The organism is Psychroserpens sp. (assembly GCF_034670085.1).
Taxonomy (GTDB): Bacteria; Bacteroidota; Bacteroidia; order Flavobacteriales; family Flavobacteriaceae; genus Psychroserpens.
Genome location: NZ_JAXMOD010000004.1, coordinates 172,814 through 190,502 on the forward strand (window position 1 = coordinate 172,814; position 17,689 = coordinate 190,502).

At 33.4% G+C, this 17,689-nt stretch carries 16 protein-coding genes and 1 tRNA gene; 15 read left to right on the plus strand and 2 right to left on the minus strand.

Going from position 1 to position 17,689, the window contains the following annotated elements:
• The first annotated feature begins 68 nt into the window (after nt 1-68).
• Nucleotides 69-905, plus strand: a complete 837-nt coding sequence (locus VOI25_RS08595; protein ID WP_323788651.1) for a GIN domain-containing protein — start codon at nt 69-71, stop codon at nt 903-905.
• Between the two features lie 38 nt (nt 906-943).
• Entirely contained in the window at nt 944-2,761 is a 1,818-nt protein-coding gene (locus tag VOI25_RS08600) for a M2 family metallopeptidase (RefSeq protein WP_323788652.1), read from the plus strand.
• A 92-nt stretch (nt 2,762-2,853) separates the two neighbouring features.
• Here VOI25_RS08600 and trxB read toward each other — a convergent pair whose 3' ends face one another.
• Nucleotides 2,854-3,837 (minus strand): thioredoxin-disulfide reductase, encoded by a 984-nt coding sequence (gene trxB / locus VOI25_RS08605; RefSeq protein ID WP_323788653.1) that lies wholly within the window; start codon nt 3,835-3,837, stop codon nt 2,854-2,856.
• Nucleotides 3,838-4,098: 261 nt separating this feature from the next.
• On the opposite strand from trxB, the gene VOI25_RS08610 reads away from it, so the two are divergent.
• Nucleotides 4,099-4,578, plus strand: coding sequence for a hypothetical protein (locus VOI25_RS08610; protein ID WP_323788654.1), 480 nt, complete (start codon nt 4,099-4,101; stop codon nt 4,576-4,578).
• Between the two features lie 49 nt (nt 4,579-4,627).
• Here VOI25_RS08610 and VOI25_RS08615 read toward each other — a convergent pair.
• Nucleotides 4,628-4,702: transfer RNA gene (locus VOI25_RS08615), tRNA-Pro, on the minus strand.
• A 122-nt stretch (nt 4,703-4,824) separates the two neighbouring features.
• On the opposite strand from VOI25_RS08615, the gene VOI25_RS08620 reads away from it, so the two are divergent.
• From VOI25_RS08620 to dapB, 12 genes are all read left to right on the plus strand, one after another.
• Nucleotides 4,825-5,928: a PQQ-dependent sugar dehydrogenase gene (locus VOI25_RS08620; protein WP_323788655.1), complete on the plus strand. Its 1,104-nt coding sequence runs from the start codon at nt 4,825-4,827 to the stop codon at nt 5,926-5,928.
• Nucleotides 5,929-6,057: 129 nt separating this feature from the next.
• Entirely contained in the window at nt 6,058-6,375 is a 318-nt protein-coding gene (locus VOI25_RS08625) for a cytochrome c (RefSeq protein ID WP_323788656.1), read from the plus strand.
• A gap of 47 nt (nt 6,376-6,422) precedes the next feature.
• Complete coding sequence (gene udk, locus VOI25_RS08630; RefSeq protein ID WP_323788657.1) at nt 6,423-7,031, plus strand: uridine kinase; 609 nt, start codon at nt 6,423-6,425, stop codon at nt 7,029-7,031.
• Nucleotides 7,031-7,336 carry an FtsB family cell division protein gene (locus tag VOI25_RS08635; RefSeq protein WP_323788658.1) on the plus strand — a complete coding sequence of 102 codons (306 nt, stop codon included), beginning with the start codon at nt 7,031-7,033 and terminating at the stop codon, nt 7,334-7,336. The genes udk and VOI25_RS08635 overlap by 1 nt, the downstream gene beginning before the upstream one ends.
• A complete protein-coding gene (locus VOI25_RS08640; protein ID WP_323788659.1) occupies nt 7,329-8,708 on the plus strand; it encodes a methylmalonyl-CoA mutase subunit beta in 1,380 nt (459 codons plus the stop codon). Before VOI25_RS08635 ends, VOI25_RS08640 begins: the two co-directional genes overlap by 8 nt.
• 11 nt (nt 8,709-8,719) lie before the next feature.
• Entirely contained in the window at nt 8,720-9,358 is a 639-nt protein-coding gene (locus VOI25_RS08645; protein ID WP_323788660.1) for a hypothetical protein, read from the plus strand.
• Between the two features lie 18 nt (nt 9,359-9,376).
• Entirely contained in the window at nt 9,377-11,500 is a 2,124-nt protein-coding gene (gene scpA / locus VOI25_RS08650; RefSeq protein WP_323788661.1) for a methylmalonyl-CoA mutase, read from the plus strand.
• A gap of 204 nt (nt 11,501-11,704) precedes the next feature.
• Nucleotides 11,705-14,545, plus strand: coding sequence for an insulinase family protein (locus VOI25_RS08655; protein WP_323788662.1), 2,841 nt, complete (start codon nt 11,705-11,707; stop codon nt 14,543-14,545).
• Nucleotides 14,546-14,703: 158 nt separating this feature from the next.
• Complete coding sequence (locus VOI25_RS08660) at nt 14,704-15,468, plus strand: AAA family ATPase (protein WP_323788663.1); 765 nt, start codon at nt 14,704-14,706, stop codon at nt 15,466-15,468.
• On the plus strand, nt 15,468-16,367 hold the full coding sequence (locus VOI25_RS08665; protein ID WP_323788664.1) for a ParB/RepB/Spo0J family partition protein: 900 nt from the start codon (nt 15,468-15,470) through the stop codon (nt 16,365-16,367). Before VOI25_RS08660 ends, VOI25_RS08665 begins: the two co-directional genes overlap by 1 nt.
• Complete coding sequence (locus VOI25_RS08670; RefSeq protein ID WP_323788665.1) at nt 16,357-16,947, plus strand: DUF5683 domain-containing protein; 591 nt, start codon at nt 16,357-16,359, stop codon at nt 16,945-16,947. The genes VOI25_RS08665 and VOI25_RS08670 overlap by 11 nt, the downstream gene beginning before the upstream one ends.
• 3 nt (nt 16,948-16,950) lie before the next feature.
• Nucleotides 16,951-17,652, plus strand: coding sequence for a 4-hydroxy-tetrahydrodipicolinate reductase (gene dapB, locus VOI25_RS08675; protein WP_323788666.1), 702 nt, complete (start codon nt 16,951-16,953; stop codon nt 17,650-17,652).
• Nucleotides 17,653-17,689 lie beyond the last annotated feature (37 nt).

A 17,689-nucleotide genomic window follows, 5' to 3' on the forward strand; every position in this document is an offset into this window, starting at 1 on the left:
TTTCAAGCTCAGTTTCGAGTTTGGGATGGTTTTTGTTTTATATTTGTTCTAACATTTAATTTACACTAATGAAAAAGATTACCTTATTTCTATTAATTACTTTAGGCTTTTGTAGCGTTGGTATTTCGCAGGATGACGACAAAGTAAAAGGCGATAGAAATGTAACCATTAAACAAACCTATGTTGATAATTTTAACACCATCATTATAGGTGAAGATTTTGAAGTAGAATTATATTACAATAGTAAACCTTCAGTTGAAATTGAAACGGATGACAATTTACATGAATTTATAAAATTTGAAGTTGTAGATAGTGTACTTACATTTAAAACTACCACTGAAATACGATCGAAAAAAGAATTGAAGATTAAAATCAATTATAGTGATGGCTTTTCACATATTGAAACTCGAGATAATGCCGAAGTCAGATCATTGACGTCATTAGAATTAAATAATGCTAGCTTAAAAACTACAGGTTCATCAAGAGCTTATTTAAATATAAAAGCAACTAATTTTCAATACATAAGCCTTGATAAAGCGAAAGTTAAACTAAACCTAAGCGCGACTAAAGCTACTGTTGAATTAAGTGATAATTGTAAACTTGATGCACTTATTAATGCAAAAGAAACGAAAGTAGATTTATACCAACGTGCCAATATAGATATTGAAGGAACTACAGATAATCTTCAATTAACATTAGATAATAATGCCCAATTTAACGGCAAAAATTTTACTACAAAAGCTTGTACAGCAATTTGTGGACTCGCTAGTGATGCTTATATTGAAGCAATCGAAACGATTACTATTGAAGCTTCAGGATCTAGTGAAATTTACTTATATGCAAATCCTAAAATTACAATCAATACATTTTTAGATACGGCTAAACTTCAGAAAAAAGAAAAATAATTCACAAATCAACTAATGTTAACTCAAACTAATTTAAGATGAAGAAAACAATCTTATTAATTGCTGTTCTAATAACAGTATTCTCATGTAAAAATGATACAAAAACATCGGAAACAGCTACGGCATCAAAAGAAGATGTTCAAGCCTTTTTAGATGATTACACAGCATCATTTACCAAATTATATTATGAATCTGCTTTAGCAGAATGGGATGCTAACACCAGGATTGTTGCTGGTGACACAACAAACGCTTACAACGTACAAAAAGCAAATGAGGCTTTTGCTAAATTCACAGGAAGCACTGATGTTATAGAAAAAACCCGTGAATTTCTAAAAAGTAAAGATGATTTAGATATTGTTCAAGTTAGACAACTAAATACAATATTATATGCAGCGGCAAATAACCCTGAAACAGTTTCAGATTTAGTAAAAGAACGTATTACTGCTGAAAATGCTCAAAATGAAGCCCTTTTTGGATATGATTTTAAAGTTAACGGAGTTTCAGTAACTACAGGAGATATTGATAAAGTTTTACGTGAATCTAATGATGAAGCTGAACGATTAAAAAATTGGGAAGCATCTAAAGATGTTGGGAAAGGTTTAAAAGACGGTTTAGAAAACTTAAGATCGTTACGTAATAAAACGGTAGGAGCTTTAGGTTATGATGACTACTTTTCATATCAAGTTTCAAGCTACGGAATGTCTCGTCAAGAGATGCGAGATGAAATGAATAAAATGGTTAAAGAAGTTTGGCCATTATATAGAGAATTACATACTTGGGCAAGACACGAGCTTGCAAAGAAATTTAATGCAGATGTACCTGAATATCTTCCAGCACATTGGCTACCTAATCGTTGGGGACAAGATTGGAGTTCATTAGTTAGTGTTGAAGGCTTAGATATTGATGGTGTTTTAGCTGATAAAGATCCTGAGTGGATAGTAAAAGAAGGTGAAAATTTCTACAAGAGTATTGGTTTTGATGCGCTTCCAACTAGTTTTTATGAAAAATCAAGCATGTATCCCTTACCTGCAGATGCTCCTTATAAAAAGAACAATCATGCCTCAGCTTGGCACATGGATTTAGAAAACGATTTACGTTGTTTAATGAGTGTAGAACCAAATGCAGATTACTATGAAACTATTCACCATGAATTAGGGCATATATACTATTACCAGGCGTACACTAATCCAAATGTTCCTCCATTACTTCGAGAAGGTGCTAATCGCGGTTATCATGAAGCTATTGGTAGTTTATTAGGTTTTGCTGCCATGCAAAAACCATTTTTGGCTGGTAAAGGTTTAGTTGATGCCGATGCTAAAATTGATGAAACTCAAAACCTTCTTAAAGAAGCTTTAAGTAACATTGTCTTTTTACCATTCTCTGCTGGTGTTATGACAGAATTTGAAAATGCATTATACGCTGAAAATTTACCTAAAGATCAATTTAATAAAAAATGGTGGGAATTATCTAAGAAGTATCAAGGTATGGTGCCTCCAACAGATCGTGGAGAAGAATTTTGTGATGCTGCTTCAAAAACTCACATAAATAACGATGCGGCGCAATACTATGACTATGCTGTATCTTATATTTTATTATTCCAATTTCACGATCATATTTCAAAAAACATATTAAAACAAGATCCTCATGCTACAAACTATTTTGGAAGCAAAGAAGTAGGAACATTTTTAAGAGGTGTTCTTGAAACTGGAGCAAATAATGATTGGAGAGAGCTCCTTAAAGCAAGTGTTGGTAGCGAAATGAGTGCAAAACCAATGTTAGAATATTTTAATCCTTTAATGGATTATTTAAAAGAACAAAATAAAGGTAGAACTTACACATTACCAGAAACTTTATAGATTTTACTAAGTAGAATTAAAACGTGCCTAAAGTTGAATTTATACTGCAACTTTAGGCACTTTTAGTATCTATATTTTTGAGCTTTACCTATTTAATTATAAGTCGAGGTACTCACTTCAAAGCTTGAATCTTTTGCTGCTAAATAGCGTTCGGCATCTAAAGCTGCCATACATCCTGTTCCAGCAGCAGTTATAGCCTGTCTGTACACATGATCAGCTGCATCACCCGACACAAAAACACCATCAACATTAGTTTTAGAGGTTCCAGGAACGCTATTAATAATATATCCTGTTTCATCTAAATCTAAGAAACCTTTAAAAATATCAGTATTAGGCTTATGACCAATGGCCACAAAAAATCCAGTTGCTGGTATGTCATGTGTCTCTTTGGTTTGATTATTAACCACACGAACACCTGTAACAACTTGTCCATCACCCAAAACCTCTTCAGTTTCAGTATTGTAAAGAATTTCAATGTTTTCAGTATTCTTTACTCTGGTTTGCATAATTTGAGAAGCTCTAAATTCATCTCGTCTAACCAGCATGGTTACTTTTTTACAAAGTTTTGATAAATAATGAGCTTCTTCACAAGCCGAATCACCTGCTCCCACAATTACAACCTCTTGATTTCTATAGAAAAACCCATCACAAACTGCACAAGCAGAAACGCCACCACCAAGTTTCAAATACTTCTGTTCAGAATCTAAACCTAAGTACATTGCTGAGGCTCCTGTTGAAATGATAACTGTATCACAATGAATTTCTTTAGTATCATTAACCCAAACTTTATGAAGGTCTCCTGAGAAATCAACCTTTGTAATCCAACCATCACGGATGTCAGTTCCAAATCGAGCTGCTTGATTTTGCAACTGTATCATCATTTCTGGTCCAGTAACACCATCTGGATAACCTGGAAAATTTTCAACATCATTCGTGGTTGTTAACTGTCCTCCTGGCTGAGTTCCTTGGTATAAAACTGGATTCATGTTTGCTCTTGCAGCATATATCGCAGCAGTATATCCTGCTGGTCCTGAGCCAATAATTAGGCATTTTACGTGTTCAATAGTATCTGACATATTTTAGTTATCTGTATATAATATATTTCAAAAGGGATTACAAAGAACATCTACAATACTCTTGATTTTATATATAAAAACCCAGTTTTAAATGTTTCTTTTTTCTAAAACAAAAGTAGAAATTTTGATAGAAACCTTACATAGAAGTTATCAACAGTTTATATTTTAATATTGAGTTAATCTATAGAAAAATGGGACTAACAAGATTTTATATGTTGATTTTTTCGTAAATTTAAATGTAACCACTAAATTCTTTGGCACATGAGAGCTCTATTTTATTTGTTTTGCATTACAATCGTATTGTATTCTTGCAAAACTGAAACTACGACTGAAAATTCTGAAAGTAATGAAAACAACATTATCGAAGTAGATAACAATCAATCTCTAGAAGGCACATGGGAACTTATAGGATTTTACAATTACGATAATGATACCATAAAAGATTCATTTAATACTAGCGAAGGTTACAGACAAGTAAAAATGTATACCTCTTCAAAAGTAATGTGGAGCAAAAATGTTCCAACAGATTCTACCGAATGGTTTGGTTATGGTTCTTACAGTCTTAACGGCAATACACTTACAGAAGTTTTAGATTATGGTTCTGAAATCATGAGTAAAATTATTCAAGAGCGGAAAGAATTCAATTATGAAATCGTTTTAACTGAAAATACTTTTAGTCAAATAGAAATTGATGAAGACGGTAATCGCATTTATTCTGAAAACTATAAACGTATTGAATAGAAAAAAGATAATATAAAAAAAAAGCTGAACAGTAGTTCAGCTTTTTTTGTCGGAGTGGCAGGATTCGAACCTGCGACCTCCGCGTCCCAAACGCGGCGCGATAACCGGGCTACGCTACACTCCGAATTGGTTATCTAGAGATTAAAAAGAAAACAATACTCTTCTCAAAATCGGATTGCAAATATATACCTTTTCTTTAAAAACTGATACATTTTATTATTAAATTTAAACTCAAAAGTTGTTTTTATGAAGTTTAGAAAAAAATTAATGTTTCTTATTGTTCTTTTTACTGTTTTTGCTTGTGCTCAAGACAAAAATCCTGTAAATACAAAACATTCCTACGAAGTGATTGTAAAAGGCCTTAGTATACCTTGGGGATTTACTTTTCTTCCAAATAATTCGATACTTATCACGGAAAAAGAAGGCAGAATAATTCATTTTGAAAATGGAAAAAAAACTGAAATTAAAAATGTTCCTGACGTTTATAACCGTGGACAAGGCGGTCTTTTAGATATTGTTTTGCATCCGGATTACTCCAATAATGGCTGGATCTACTTTACCTATGCGTCGTCTGAAGGACAGGAAAAAGGCGGCCATACAGCTTTAATGAGAGCAAAACTAAAAGACAATTCTCTTACCGAAAAACAACTACTCTATAAAGCATCTCCTAATTCAACCAGAGGTCAGCATTTTGGCTCAAGAATTGTTTTTGACGATGACAACTATGTATACTTTTCAATAGGTGATCGTGGTAATCGAGATGTGAATCCTCAAGATATTAAGGGAGATGGAGGAAAAATATATCGTTTACATGATGATGGACGTATTCCAAATGACAATCCTTTTAGTAATGAAATGAATGTCAAAAAAGCCATTTATTCATATGGCCATCGCAATCCGCAAGGCATGACATTAAATCCTGAAACTAGAGAGATTTGGGCACACGAACATGGACCAAAAGGTGGTGACGAAATAAATATTATTAAACCTGGTAAGAACTATGGTTGGCCAATTATAAGCTACGGTGTTAACTACAGTGGCACGAGTTTTACCGATATCACTGAGAAAGAAGGCATGGAACAACCTTTACATTATTGGGATCCTTCTATCGCGCCAAGCGGAATGACTTTTATCTCAAGCAATAAATACAAAGAGTGGAAAGGCAATCTACTTGTTGGCTCTTTAAAATTTCAATACTTAGATAATTGCTTCATTAAAAACGGTAAAGTTGTTAAAGAAGAACGTTTATTAGATGGATTAGGTCGTGTAAGATCTGTTAATCAAGGTCCAGATGGCTTTATCTATGTTGGAATTGAAGATTTAGGAATTGTTAGACTAATAAAGGAGTAAGTGAAATCTATAATTATAATTTCAATATTTTGCCTAATTCTAGTTAGTTGCAATAACAGAGTTAAGAATGAAACCAATTCAAAAGTAATGGTTACAAATAAAACTCAAAACCCTGACCTAAAATCAAGCATGGAGCGCGGCGAAGAGATTTATATGGACTTTTGTATCGTATGTCACATGGGAAATGGAAAAGGAGTTCCTAAAACCTTTCCGCCCTTAGCTTATTCAGATTATTTAATGACTAAAAGGAATGAAAGCATTAAAGCAATTAAATACGGATTGTCTGGAGAAATTAAAGTAAATGGAGATTCCTATAATATGCCTATGGCTCGCTTAGGACTTTCAGACGATGAAGTTGCCGATGTCATGAACTACATAACTAATAGTTGGGGAAATACAAATTCATCGTTAATAACTGAAAAAGAAGTTTCAGAAATTCAACAATAAACTGTCTATAAATATTTAAATTTGTAGATACAATTTAAAACTAAATTATGCTCATCATTGGTATTGCAGGTGGAACAGGATGTGGTAAAACTACAGTAGTTAATCAAATACTAAATGAACTACCTGAAGGTGAAGTTGGGATTATTTCTCAGGATTCGTACTACAAAGACACGTCACACTTAAGTTATGATGAACGTGTGAAAATTAATTTCGACCATCCAAGATCTATAGATTTTGAATTATTAGAATCACATTTAAAAGCTCTGAGAGATGGAAATGCCATTGACCAACCTGTGTATTCTTTTGTGAAACATAATAGAACAGGTGACACCATTAATACATTGCCACGAAAAGTAATGATTGTTGAAGGTATTTTAATTTTGACAAATCCAGAATTAAGAGACATGTTTGATATTAAAATTTTCGTTCATGCCGATAGTGATGAGCGCCTAATAAGACGATTAAAAAGAGACATTACGGAACGTGGTCGAGATATTGACGAAGTTTTGTCAAGATATCAAAATACGTTAAAACCAATGCATCAGCAATTTATTGAACCTATGAAAGAATATGCTGATATTATAATTCCAAACAACAAATACAATACTGTAGCAGTTGATATAGTGAAAACTATAATTAATGAAAAACTGAATTAATGCTTAAATATCTAAAAAATATATTTGTTATCATCTTTGTAGTATTCGCTGTTTGGATGCTATTTATAGATTCTAACTCCCTAATGATTCATCATGAGCTAAACGAGGATATTAATGATTTAGAAGCTGAAAAAGAATACTACAATAAAGAAATTGAAAAAGATAAAAAAGCCATAAAAGGATTAAGTACTGAGGATGGTATAGAAAAATTAGCTCGTGAAAAATATTATATGAAAAAAGACAATGAGGATATCTACATCATTGAATATGAAGACAGTTTAAAAACAAAAAAGAAAGATGAGTAACCCTTTATTTAAAGAGTTTCCAGAAGTCTCCTCTAAAGAATGGAAACAAAAGATTCAGGCCGATTTAAAAGGTGCCGATTATAATGAAACATTGATCTGGAAAACCAATGAAGGCATTCATGTTAAACCTTTTTATCATAAAGACGAATTTGATCAACTTCCTGAAATCTCTGCTTCTAAAGTCACAAAATTTAAAATCTGTCAAACTATTTTTGTTGCCCATGTGGCAAAATCAAATACTAAAGCCATTGATGCCTGCTCAAGAGGCGCTGAAGCTCTAAAATTTATTATACCAAATGAAGAGGTCTCCCTAGAAGAACTGATTCAAAATATTGACTTAGAGCAGATTATCATTTATTTTGAATTACAGTTTCTTTCTCCCAATTATATACGTCAAATACAAAATTATGCTTCAACACGTAATTCAATATATATAAATACTGATATCATTGGGAAACTTGCATCAACCGGAAATTGGTTTTCTAACTTAAATGACGACCATAACCATGTTGAATCAAGTATTTCTAATACCAAAACATTGAGCATTAATGCATCTTTATATCAAAACGCAGGTGCAACCATTATACAACAATTAGGTTATGCTCTCGCTCATGCTAATGAGTATCTAAATCATTTTAGCAAATCCCTTGATCAAGACACAAAACAAAAATTAAAAGTTGTTTTCAATGTTTCCGTCGGAACTAATTACTTTTTTGAAATCGCAAAACTTCGGTCTCTCAGGGAGCTTTGGACTAGTTTAGCATTAGAATATGATGTGAATCCAAAGTGCCACATTTTTGTGACACCTTCAAAACGCAATAAGACCATTTACGACTACAATACAAATATGCTCAGAACTACCACTGAATGTATGAGCGCTATTCTTGGAGGAGCAGACACAATTAATAACTTGGGATACGATGCCATTTATCATAAAGACAATGAATTTAGCGAACGTATAGCTCGTAATCAATTGCTCATTTTAAAACACGAAAGCTATTTTAATACCGTAAATAATCCAGCTGATGGAACGTATTACATAGAATCGCTAACCTCTCAAATTTCAGAAAAAGCCCTTGAGCTTTTTAAGGATATTGAAGCTAATGGCGGATTTTTAAAACAGCTCAAAGAGGGAACAATTCAAAGAAAAATTAAAGATAGTGCTGCAAAAGAACAAGCGCAGTTTGATAAAGGCGAACTTGTATTATTAGGCACGAATAAGCATCCTAATAAAGAAGATGTAATGCAACACGAATTAGAACTTTTTCCATTTCTAAAAACAAATCCTGTCAAAACATTAATTGAACCTATCATTCAAAAAAGACTATCAAATAAAATGGAAATCAATAGATTAGAAGACGAAAAAAATTAATATTTATAAAAATGAAGACACAACTTATTTATCTTGTAATATGTTTGATTCTTGTTAATTGCAAAGAATCAAAGCCAGATATAGCACTCAAATTTTCAGATAAACCAGTGGCTATTAATTGCGACATTGATCATTCAGAATTATTTAACGAGGCACTCTATAATTTTGAAGAAAATTTATTCGAAAACCATAACGTTAAAAATCCAAATTTAAATAGTGCATTCCGAGACTTTTTAAAAACAAGCATAAATAATGCAGCAAACTACAACAACATTACCAATCAACATTCATTAGATATATATAAAGAACTAAGAAATATTGAAGGTTTGTACATAGAAAAAGACAACAACGTTACTCTTAATTATAATCATGAAATATTCAGTTGCATTGGAGAGAACATTCAAGACAAAGACCTAAAAGCTACATTTAAAGCCTTATTATCAACCAATAGCATGAGTTTAAGAATGCTTAAAGATGTGTTCATTAACAAAAGTGGTAGAATTAATTCAGATAAATATCTAACAACATTTGTAGCACTTGAATTGTATTACTCAAAATTAGCTGACGTAGATTTATCAAAAAAACATGTTAAGCCTATAGAAACACTCAAGGAAGACAACGATCCACATGCTGGACACAATCACGACTAGAGGATTCAATTTATTTAAATGGAAAGAAAAAACATTCAACATATCAAGCTAGAACAGAAGTCAAAACATAATACTAATGGCGCTGTAACCCTCTTCCATACTGCGGAAGATATTAATATTAAATCAACCTATTCTAAAGCAGATGTTGAACATTTAGAACATTTAAATTTTGTTGCAGGCATCACTCCTAACCTACGAGGTCCTTATTCTACCATGTATGTTCGTAGACCATGGACAATTAGACAGTACGCAGGATTTTCTACGGCTGAAGATAGTAATGCTTTTTACAGGCGCAACCTAGCTGCTGGTCAAAAAGGATTATCAGTAGCTTTCGATTTAGCAACACATAGAGGATATGACTCAGATCATGAACGCGTAGTTGGCGATGTTGGCAAAGCTGGTGTAGCAATTGATAGCGTTGAAGACATGAAGATTCTCTTCGACCAGATTCCATTAGATAAAATGTCAGTATCTATGACCATGAATGGAGCGGTTTTACCCATTATGGCATTTTATATTGTTGCTGCAGAAGAACAAGGCGTAAAAGCCGAATATCTAGCAGGTACCATTCAAAATGATATTCTTAAAGAGTTTATGGTTAGGAACACATACATTTATCCTCCTACACCATCAATGAAAATCATTTCTGATATTTTTGAATATACAAGCAAAAACATGCCGAAATTCAACAGTATCAGCATATCTGGCTACCACATGCAGGAAGCTGGAGCTACTTGCGATATTGAGTTAGCTTACACTTTAGCTGACGGTCTAGAATACATCAAAAAAGGACTTGAAGCCGGAATGGATATTGACACCTTTGCGCCTCGCCTTTCCTTCTTTTGGGCAATTGGGATGAATCATTTTATGGAAATTGCGAAAATGCGAGCAGCTCGCATGTTATGGGCAAAAATTGTAAGCCAATTTAATCCTAAAAACCAAAAATCTTTAGCACTAAGAACACATTGCCAGACTTCTGGATGGAGTTTGACTGAACAAGACCCATTTAATAATGTAGCTCGCACAACTATTGAAGCTGCTGCAGCCGCTTTTGGAGGTACTCAAAGTTTACATACCAACGCTTTAGATGAGGCCATAGCCTTGCCAACAGATTTTTCAGCAAGAATCGCGAGAAATACGCAAATATTTTTACAGGAAGAAACGCATATCACAAAAACTGTTGACCCGTGGGCTGGAAGTTATTATGTAGAAAAATTAACGCACGATATCGCACAAAAAGCGTGGTCGCTCATTGAAGAAGTCGAAGAATTAGGCGGAATGACAAAAGCAATTGAAGCCGGTATTCCAAAATTAAGAATCGAAGAAGCAGCGGCTCGTAAACAAGCAAGAATTGATTCTAACCAAGACATCATTGTAGGTGTCAACAAATACCGCTTAAAAGAGGAAGATCCAATCTCAACTTTAGAAGTTGACAACCAGACTGTCAGACTTGGACAAATACAACGTTTAGAACACATAAAAGCTACTAGAAATTCTGAAACTGTAGAAATATCACTCAAAAAATTAACTGAAGCTGCTAAAACTGGACAAGAAAATTTATTAACTTTAGCAGTAGAAGCGGCTCGAAACAGAGCAACTCTAGGAGAAATTAGTGATGCTTTAGAAGCAGAATTTGGCAGATATAAAGCTCAAATTAAATCATTTTCAGGCGTGTACAGCAAAGAAATCAAAGACGACTCAAGCTTTCAAAAAGCAAGAGAATTAGCAAATACATTTGCTGAACAAGATGGTCGTAGGCCAAGAATCATGATTGCTAAAATGGGACAAGATGGCCATGATAGAGGAGCAAAAGTTGTCGCAACTGGATATGCAGATGTTGGATTTGATGTAGACATTGGCCCTTTATTTCAAACACCCAAGGAAGCCGCAAAGCAAGCCGTAGAAAATGATGTTCATATTTTAGGTGTATCTTCTTTAGCAGCAGGACATAAGACACTAGTACCTCAAGTAATAGATGAGCTTAAAAATTATGGTCGTGAAGACATTATGGTCATCGTTGGAGGCGTGATTCCTAAGCAGGATTATCAGTTTTTATTTGATGCTGGTGCTGTGGCAGTTTTTGGGCCTGGAACTAAAATTAGTGATGCTGCGATTAAAATTTTGGAGATTTTAATAGACTAAAATGACTCCTAAATTAATATCTTAGATATATTGTACTACGTCATAGTCTTAAAAGATTAAATTAGTTAAACTGCACAAATACCTTCACTTACAATCCACCTTTATCCATTAAAGAAAGAAAATTAGTACAATACGCAATTTTCAACTAATTATTTAGTTATATTTGGTTAACAACTATTTTAAATCCAAAAACTCGTAAAAACTATGCAAAAACTATCACGTTCAGCATTAATGCTTATGCTATTAATGTTCACCTGCTCATTTACTTTACAAGCACAAGAAGTCTTAAACAAAACCAAAACCCTTGATGCGACAGCAAAAATTCCATTTAATCCTGACGTAAAAACAGGTAAATTAAGTAACGGCCTCACCTATTACATTAAAAATAATGGCAAACCTGAAAACAAAGTTGAACTTAGACTTGTCGTAAATGCTGGTTCTATACTAGAAGATGAAGACCAATTAGGTCTTGCACATTTTATGGAACACATGAACTTTAATGGTACCAAAAATTTTAAGAAAAACGAATTAGTAGATTATTTACAAGGAATTGGAGTGAAATTTGGAGCACATTTAAATGCATACACTAGTTTTGATGAAACTGTATACATTCTCCCTATTCCTAGCGATGATCCTGAAAAGCTTGAAAAAGGTTTTCAAATCATAGAAGACTGGGCACACAATGCACTTTTAACAGATGAAGAAATTGACAACGAAAGAGGTGTTGTCCTCGAAGAATACCGACTAGGTAAAGGAGCAAATGAACGTATGATGCAAAATTATTTACCTAAAGTACTTTATGGCTCTAAATACGCAGAACGCCTTCCAATAGGTACAAAAGAAAATTTAGAAACCTTTAAATATGAAAGTATAAAACGTTATTACAAAGATTGGTACAGACCAGATCTCATGGCAGTAATTGCTGTAGGTGATGTTGATGTAGCTACGCTAGAAGCTAAAATAAAAGAACATTTTGGTAGAATCCCAGCAGCTATAAACCCTAGATCAAGACCAGTATTTGATCTTCCAAATCATGAAGAAACGTTTGTAGCCATAGAAACAGACAAGGAAGCATCGTTTTCTCAAGTCCAAGTAATGTTTAAGGATAAAGAAAATTCTAAACCTGATGTGACATTAGGAGAATATAGAAAGTCAATTGTTGAAGGCTTGTTTTCACAAATGATAAACAACCGATTAAATGAATTAAGAAATAGTGAAAATCCTCCGTTTGTTTTTGGCTCAAGCGGTTATGGTGGCACATACGCTAGAACCAAAAATGCTTACCAATCTTTTGCAATGTGCAGTGAATCTGGACAAATGAAAGCATTAGAAACATTGTTAGAAGAAAATGAACGTGTAAGACAACATGGTTTCTTCAATGGTGAATTAGAACGTGCTAAAAAAGATATTGTTGCTCGTATGGAAAAGCTATTCAAAGACAGCGATAAAATGGAATCCAATCGAGTTGTTGGAGAATATGTTAGACACTTTTTAGAAAACGAACCAATGCCTGGAATAGAATGGGAATATAATTTCTACAAACAACAACTTCCTTCTGTTGGTTTAGACGAAATAAACGCTTTAATATCTAGCTACATTAAAGATGACAACAGAGTTATTGTACTTACTGGTCCTGAAAAAGAAGGCATGACTAAAATTACTGAAGCAGAAGTTCGTTCGCTTTTAGAAAATGTTAAAAACTCCAAACTAGAACCGTATGAAGATAAAGCAGTAGCTGAATCTTTAATTACTACGCTTCCTACAATGGGAACAATTAAAGATTACAAAACTGATGACACACTTGGAACCACCACTTTAACGCTTAGCAATGGCGCTAAGGTTACTTATAAAGTTACTGATTTCAAAAACGATGAAGTCTTATTTGACTCGTTTAGTTTTGGTGGAACTTCATTATATACTGACGAAGAATATCTTGCTACTGTAAATGCAAATGGTGGTTTAGCTGAAGCTGGAGTTAATGGGTTTAACAAAACTGAGCTATCTAAAATGATGTCTGGTAAAATTGTTAGAGTACGACCAAGTATTGGTACGTACAGTGAAGGCATGTCTGGCAGTACAACACCAAAAGATTTGGAAGATTTGTTTCAATTAATACATCTTCACTTCACCTCTCTTAATAAAGATGAAAAAGCATTTAATTCATTTATTGAGAAACAAAAGTCCTTTCTTGGTAATATGATGTCAAATCCGCAAACTTACTTTTCTGTAAAAATGGGAGAATTCATGTATGGTGAAAATCCAAGATACACGGGCTTCCCTACTCCTGAAAAAATGGACAAAGCTAATTATGATCTTGCCTATAAAAAGTATCATGAACGCTTTGCAGATGCTGGTGATTTTCACTTCTACTTTGTTGGAAATATAGACGAGAAAAAAGTAGCTGAATTTAGTATGAAATATTTAGCAAGTTTACCATCTTCAAACTCTAATGAAATGTATAAAGTAAGCGACTTCAGACCACTTACTGGTATGCATGAAAAAATTATTGAAAAAGGTGAAGACCCAAAAAGTGCTGTTAGAATCACCTATCATGGTCCAACAAAATACGACGCTAAAGAAGCACATGCATTTAAAAGCCTTGCCGAAGTATTAACCATCAAGCTTATTGAAAAATTAAGAGAAGAAGAAGGTGGCGTTTATGGTGCTGGAGCTAGAGCTAGCATAGGTAAAATGCCTTATGGCTGGTATAGATTTAATATTAGTTTTCCTTGTGGACCAGAAAATGTTGACAAATTAAAATCTGCCACCTTAGCTGAAGTAGAAAAACTTATTGCCGATGGACCTAGTCAAAAAGATTTAGACAAAGTAATCGAAGCGCAAGTTCTCGATCAAAAAGAAGATATGAAAGAAAATAGATTCTGGCTAGGTGCTTTGAAAAATGCAGATTACCAAGACAAAGATGCTTCAAAACTTTTCGAGTTTGAAAAAGAGGTTAGAAGTTTAACTATCGAAGACTTACAAACCGTAGCTAAAAAATATTTAACTAAAGGTTATATTTTAGGAATTCATAATCCGGAAAAATAATTAATTAAGATAATTTTTAAACCACTTTAAAATTTCATTTTTTGAAGTGGTTTTTTTATACTCAAAACCCATAAAACTATAAACAACTGTTAACAACTTCCACTTCCAAAAGTCGCAAATAATCGTATTTTTACACTTCATAAAAACCAAATCAATTAATGGGTAAAATCATTGCAATTGCCAATCAAAAAGGAGGCGTAGGAAAAACTACAACGTCAGTAAACCTTGCCGCTTCGTTGGGAGTATTAGAAAAGAAAGTATTGCTCATAGATGCTGATCCGCAAGCTAATGCTACTTCTGGCTTAGGAATTGATGTTGATGGCGTTGAAACTGGTTCTTATCAATTACTAGAACATACAGCCTCAGCTGAGGAATGTATTGTTAAAACCAATTCTCCAAATGTTGATATCATTCCAGCGCATATTGACTTAGTGGCTATTGAAATTGAATTAGTAGACAAAGATGAACGTGAATACATGCTAAAAAAAGCAATCTCACATTTAAAAACTTCTTATGATTATATCTTAATTGATTGCGCACCTTCTTTGGGATTATTAACTTTAAACGCTTTAACTGCCTCAGACTCAGTAATTATTCCCATTCAATGTGAATATTTCGCACTTGAAGGTCTTGGTAAACTATTGAACACCGTCAAAAGTGTTCAGAAAATACATAATCAAGAACTTGATATTGAAGGTATGTTACTTACAATGTTTGATCAACGTTTACGTTTATCTAATCAAGTGGTTGAAGAAGTACAAAAACATTTTAGTGATATGGTTTTTGAAACCATAATACAACGAAATGTTCGTTTAGGTGAAGCACCTAGTTATGGCGAAAGCATCATAAAATATGATGTAAGCAGCAAAGGCGCTTCAAATTATTTAAGTTTAGCTAAAGAAATTATTAATAAGAACGCATAATGGCGAAGGCAACAAAAAAACAAGCGTTAGGTAGAGGACTCTCAGCTTTGCTGAAAGACCCATCAAACGATATCAATTCTGTAAAAGACAAAAATGCCGATACTATTATTGGTAATATTGTAGAACTTGATATTGAAGCCATTGAAATTAATCCGTTTCAGCCTCGTACAAATTTTAACGAAGAAACGTTGCGTGAATTAGCCTCTTCTATTAGAGAACTTGGTGTTATTCAGCCAATAACAGTTAGGAAATTAGAATTTAATAAATTTCAATTAGTATCGGGAGAACGTCGTTTTAGAGCTTCAAAATTAATTGGATTGACTACAATTCCTGCCTATATAAGGATTGCAAACGATCAAGAATCATTAGAAATGGCTTTGGTTGAAAACATCCAAAGACAAGATCTTGATCCTATTGAAATAGCACTCTCCTATCAACGTTTAATTGATGAAATTAAATTAACGCAGGAGCAAATGAGTGAGCGAGTGGGTAAAAAACGCTCTACTATCGCAAACTATTTAAGGCTATTAAAACTAGATCCGATTATTCAAACCGGAATGCGTGATGGCTTTATTTCTATGGGTCATGGTCGAGCGATTATCAATATTGAAGATCAAAATATTCAACTAGATATTTATGAGAAAATAATAACTGATAAGCTATCTGTTAGAGCTACAGAACAATTGGTTAAAAATCATCATAATACAGACCCTTTAAAACCATCTAAAAAAGAGGAACTACCAAAGTATATTAAAAAAGGTGTCAAAGAGTTTTCAGAATACTTTGGACATAAAATTAACGTTAAAGTATCTAAGAATGGTAAAGGACAAATTACAATCCCCTTTCATTCTGAAGAAGATTTTAATCGCATAAAAAAACTCGTTCAAAGTGCCAAATAAGCATATTTATATCATTAGTTTTCTATTGCTTTTTGGGTTGCAATCATTTGCTCAAAACAATAAAGAAAGAGACAGCTTAAACGTTGACACAGACTTAATGGTAGTTATGGATTCCATTAAAAGTAAACCTATAAATATTCTTGCACCTTCAAAAGCAGCCTTCTACTCGGCTGTTTTGCCAGGTTTAGGTCAAGCTTACAATAAAAAATACTGGAAAATACCTATCGTTTATGCAGCCATTGGTACAGGTGTTTATTTTTATGTCACCAATGATAAAGAGTACAATCGCTATAGAGATGAATTTAAACGTCGATTAGCTGGAAACAGTCAATTTGATGGTGAATTCCCAGGTGTTAGTGATGAAGGGCTTATAAACGCTCAACAGACGCTCAAACGAAACAAAGAGCTTTCCCTTTTGATTACTATAGGTTTATACGCGCTAAACATTGTAGATGCAAATGTCGATGCACATTTATTGCAGTACAATGTAGATCAAAACCTAGCCATAAAACCACATTTTCAGTATAACCGAATGGAGAATTCATCAGATTTAGGTCTCACTCTCAACTTTAAATTCTAAACCATGAACATTGCGATATTGGGCTACGGAAAAATGGGTAAAGCCATTGAAAATATTGCAATAAAAAGAGGGCATACAATTGTTTTAAAAGTATCTAGCGATACAATAAATTACACTCTAGAACAAGTTGATGTTGCCATAGATTTTAGTTTACCATCTTCAGCTTTTGAAAACATTAGCAATTGTTTGCATCAACAAACACCTGTAATTTCTGGAACAACAGGATGGTTAGACAAATATCACGATGTCGTTTCGTTATGTAATGAGAAGAAGGGCACTTTTTTATACGCTTCTAATTTTAGTTTAGGTGTCAATATCTTTTTTGAAGTGAACAGAACCTTAGCTGAACTCATGAAAGGATTACCACAATATGATGTAAATATTGAAGAAATACATCACACGCAAAAGCTAGATGCTCCAAGTGGTACAGCAATTAGCTTAGCTGAAGCTATAATTAAACACTCTGACTACAAAAACTGGACACTAGAGACACCAAAACCAAAAGAGATTGGTATTTTAGCAAAACGAATTGATAGCGTTCCTGGAACACATGAAATCAATTATGAATCTGAAGTTGATAGCATTTCAATAAAACATACAGCACATAGCAGAGAAGGCTTTGCTCTTGGCGCAGTGATTGCAGCGGAATGGATTCATGATAAAATTGGTGTTTTTACCATGAAAGATGTGTTAAACATAGGTTAATATGTAATTTACGGGTAACGTTTTAAGAAATTTTTCA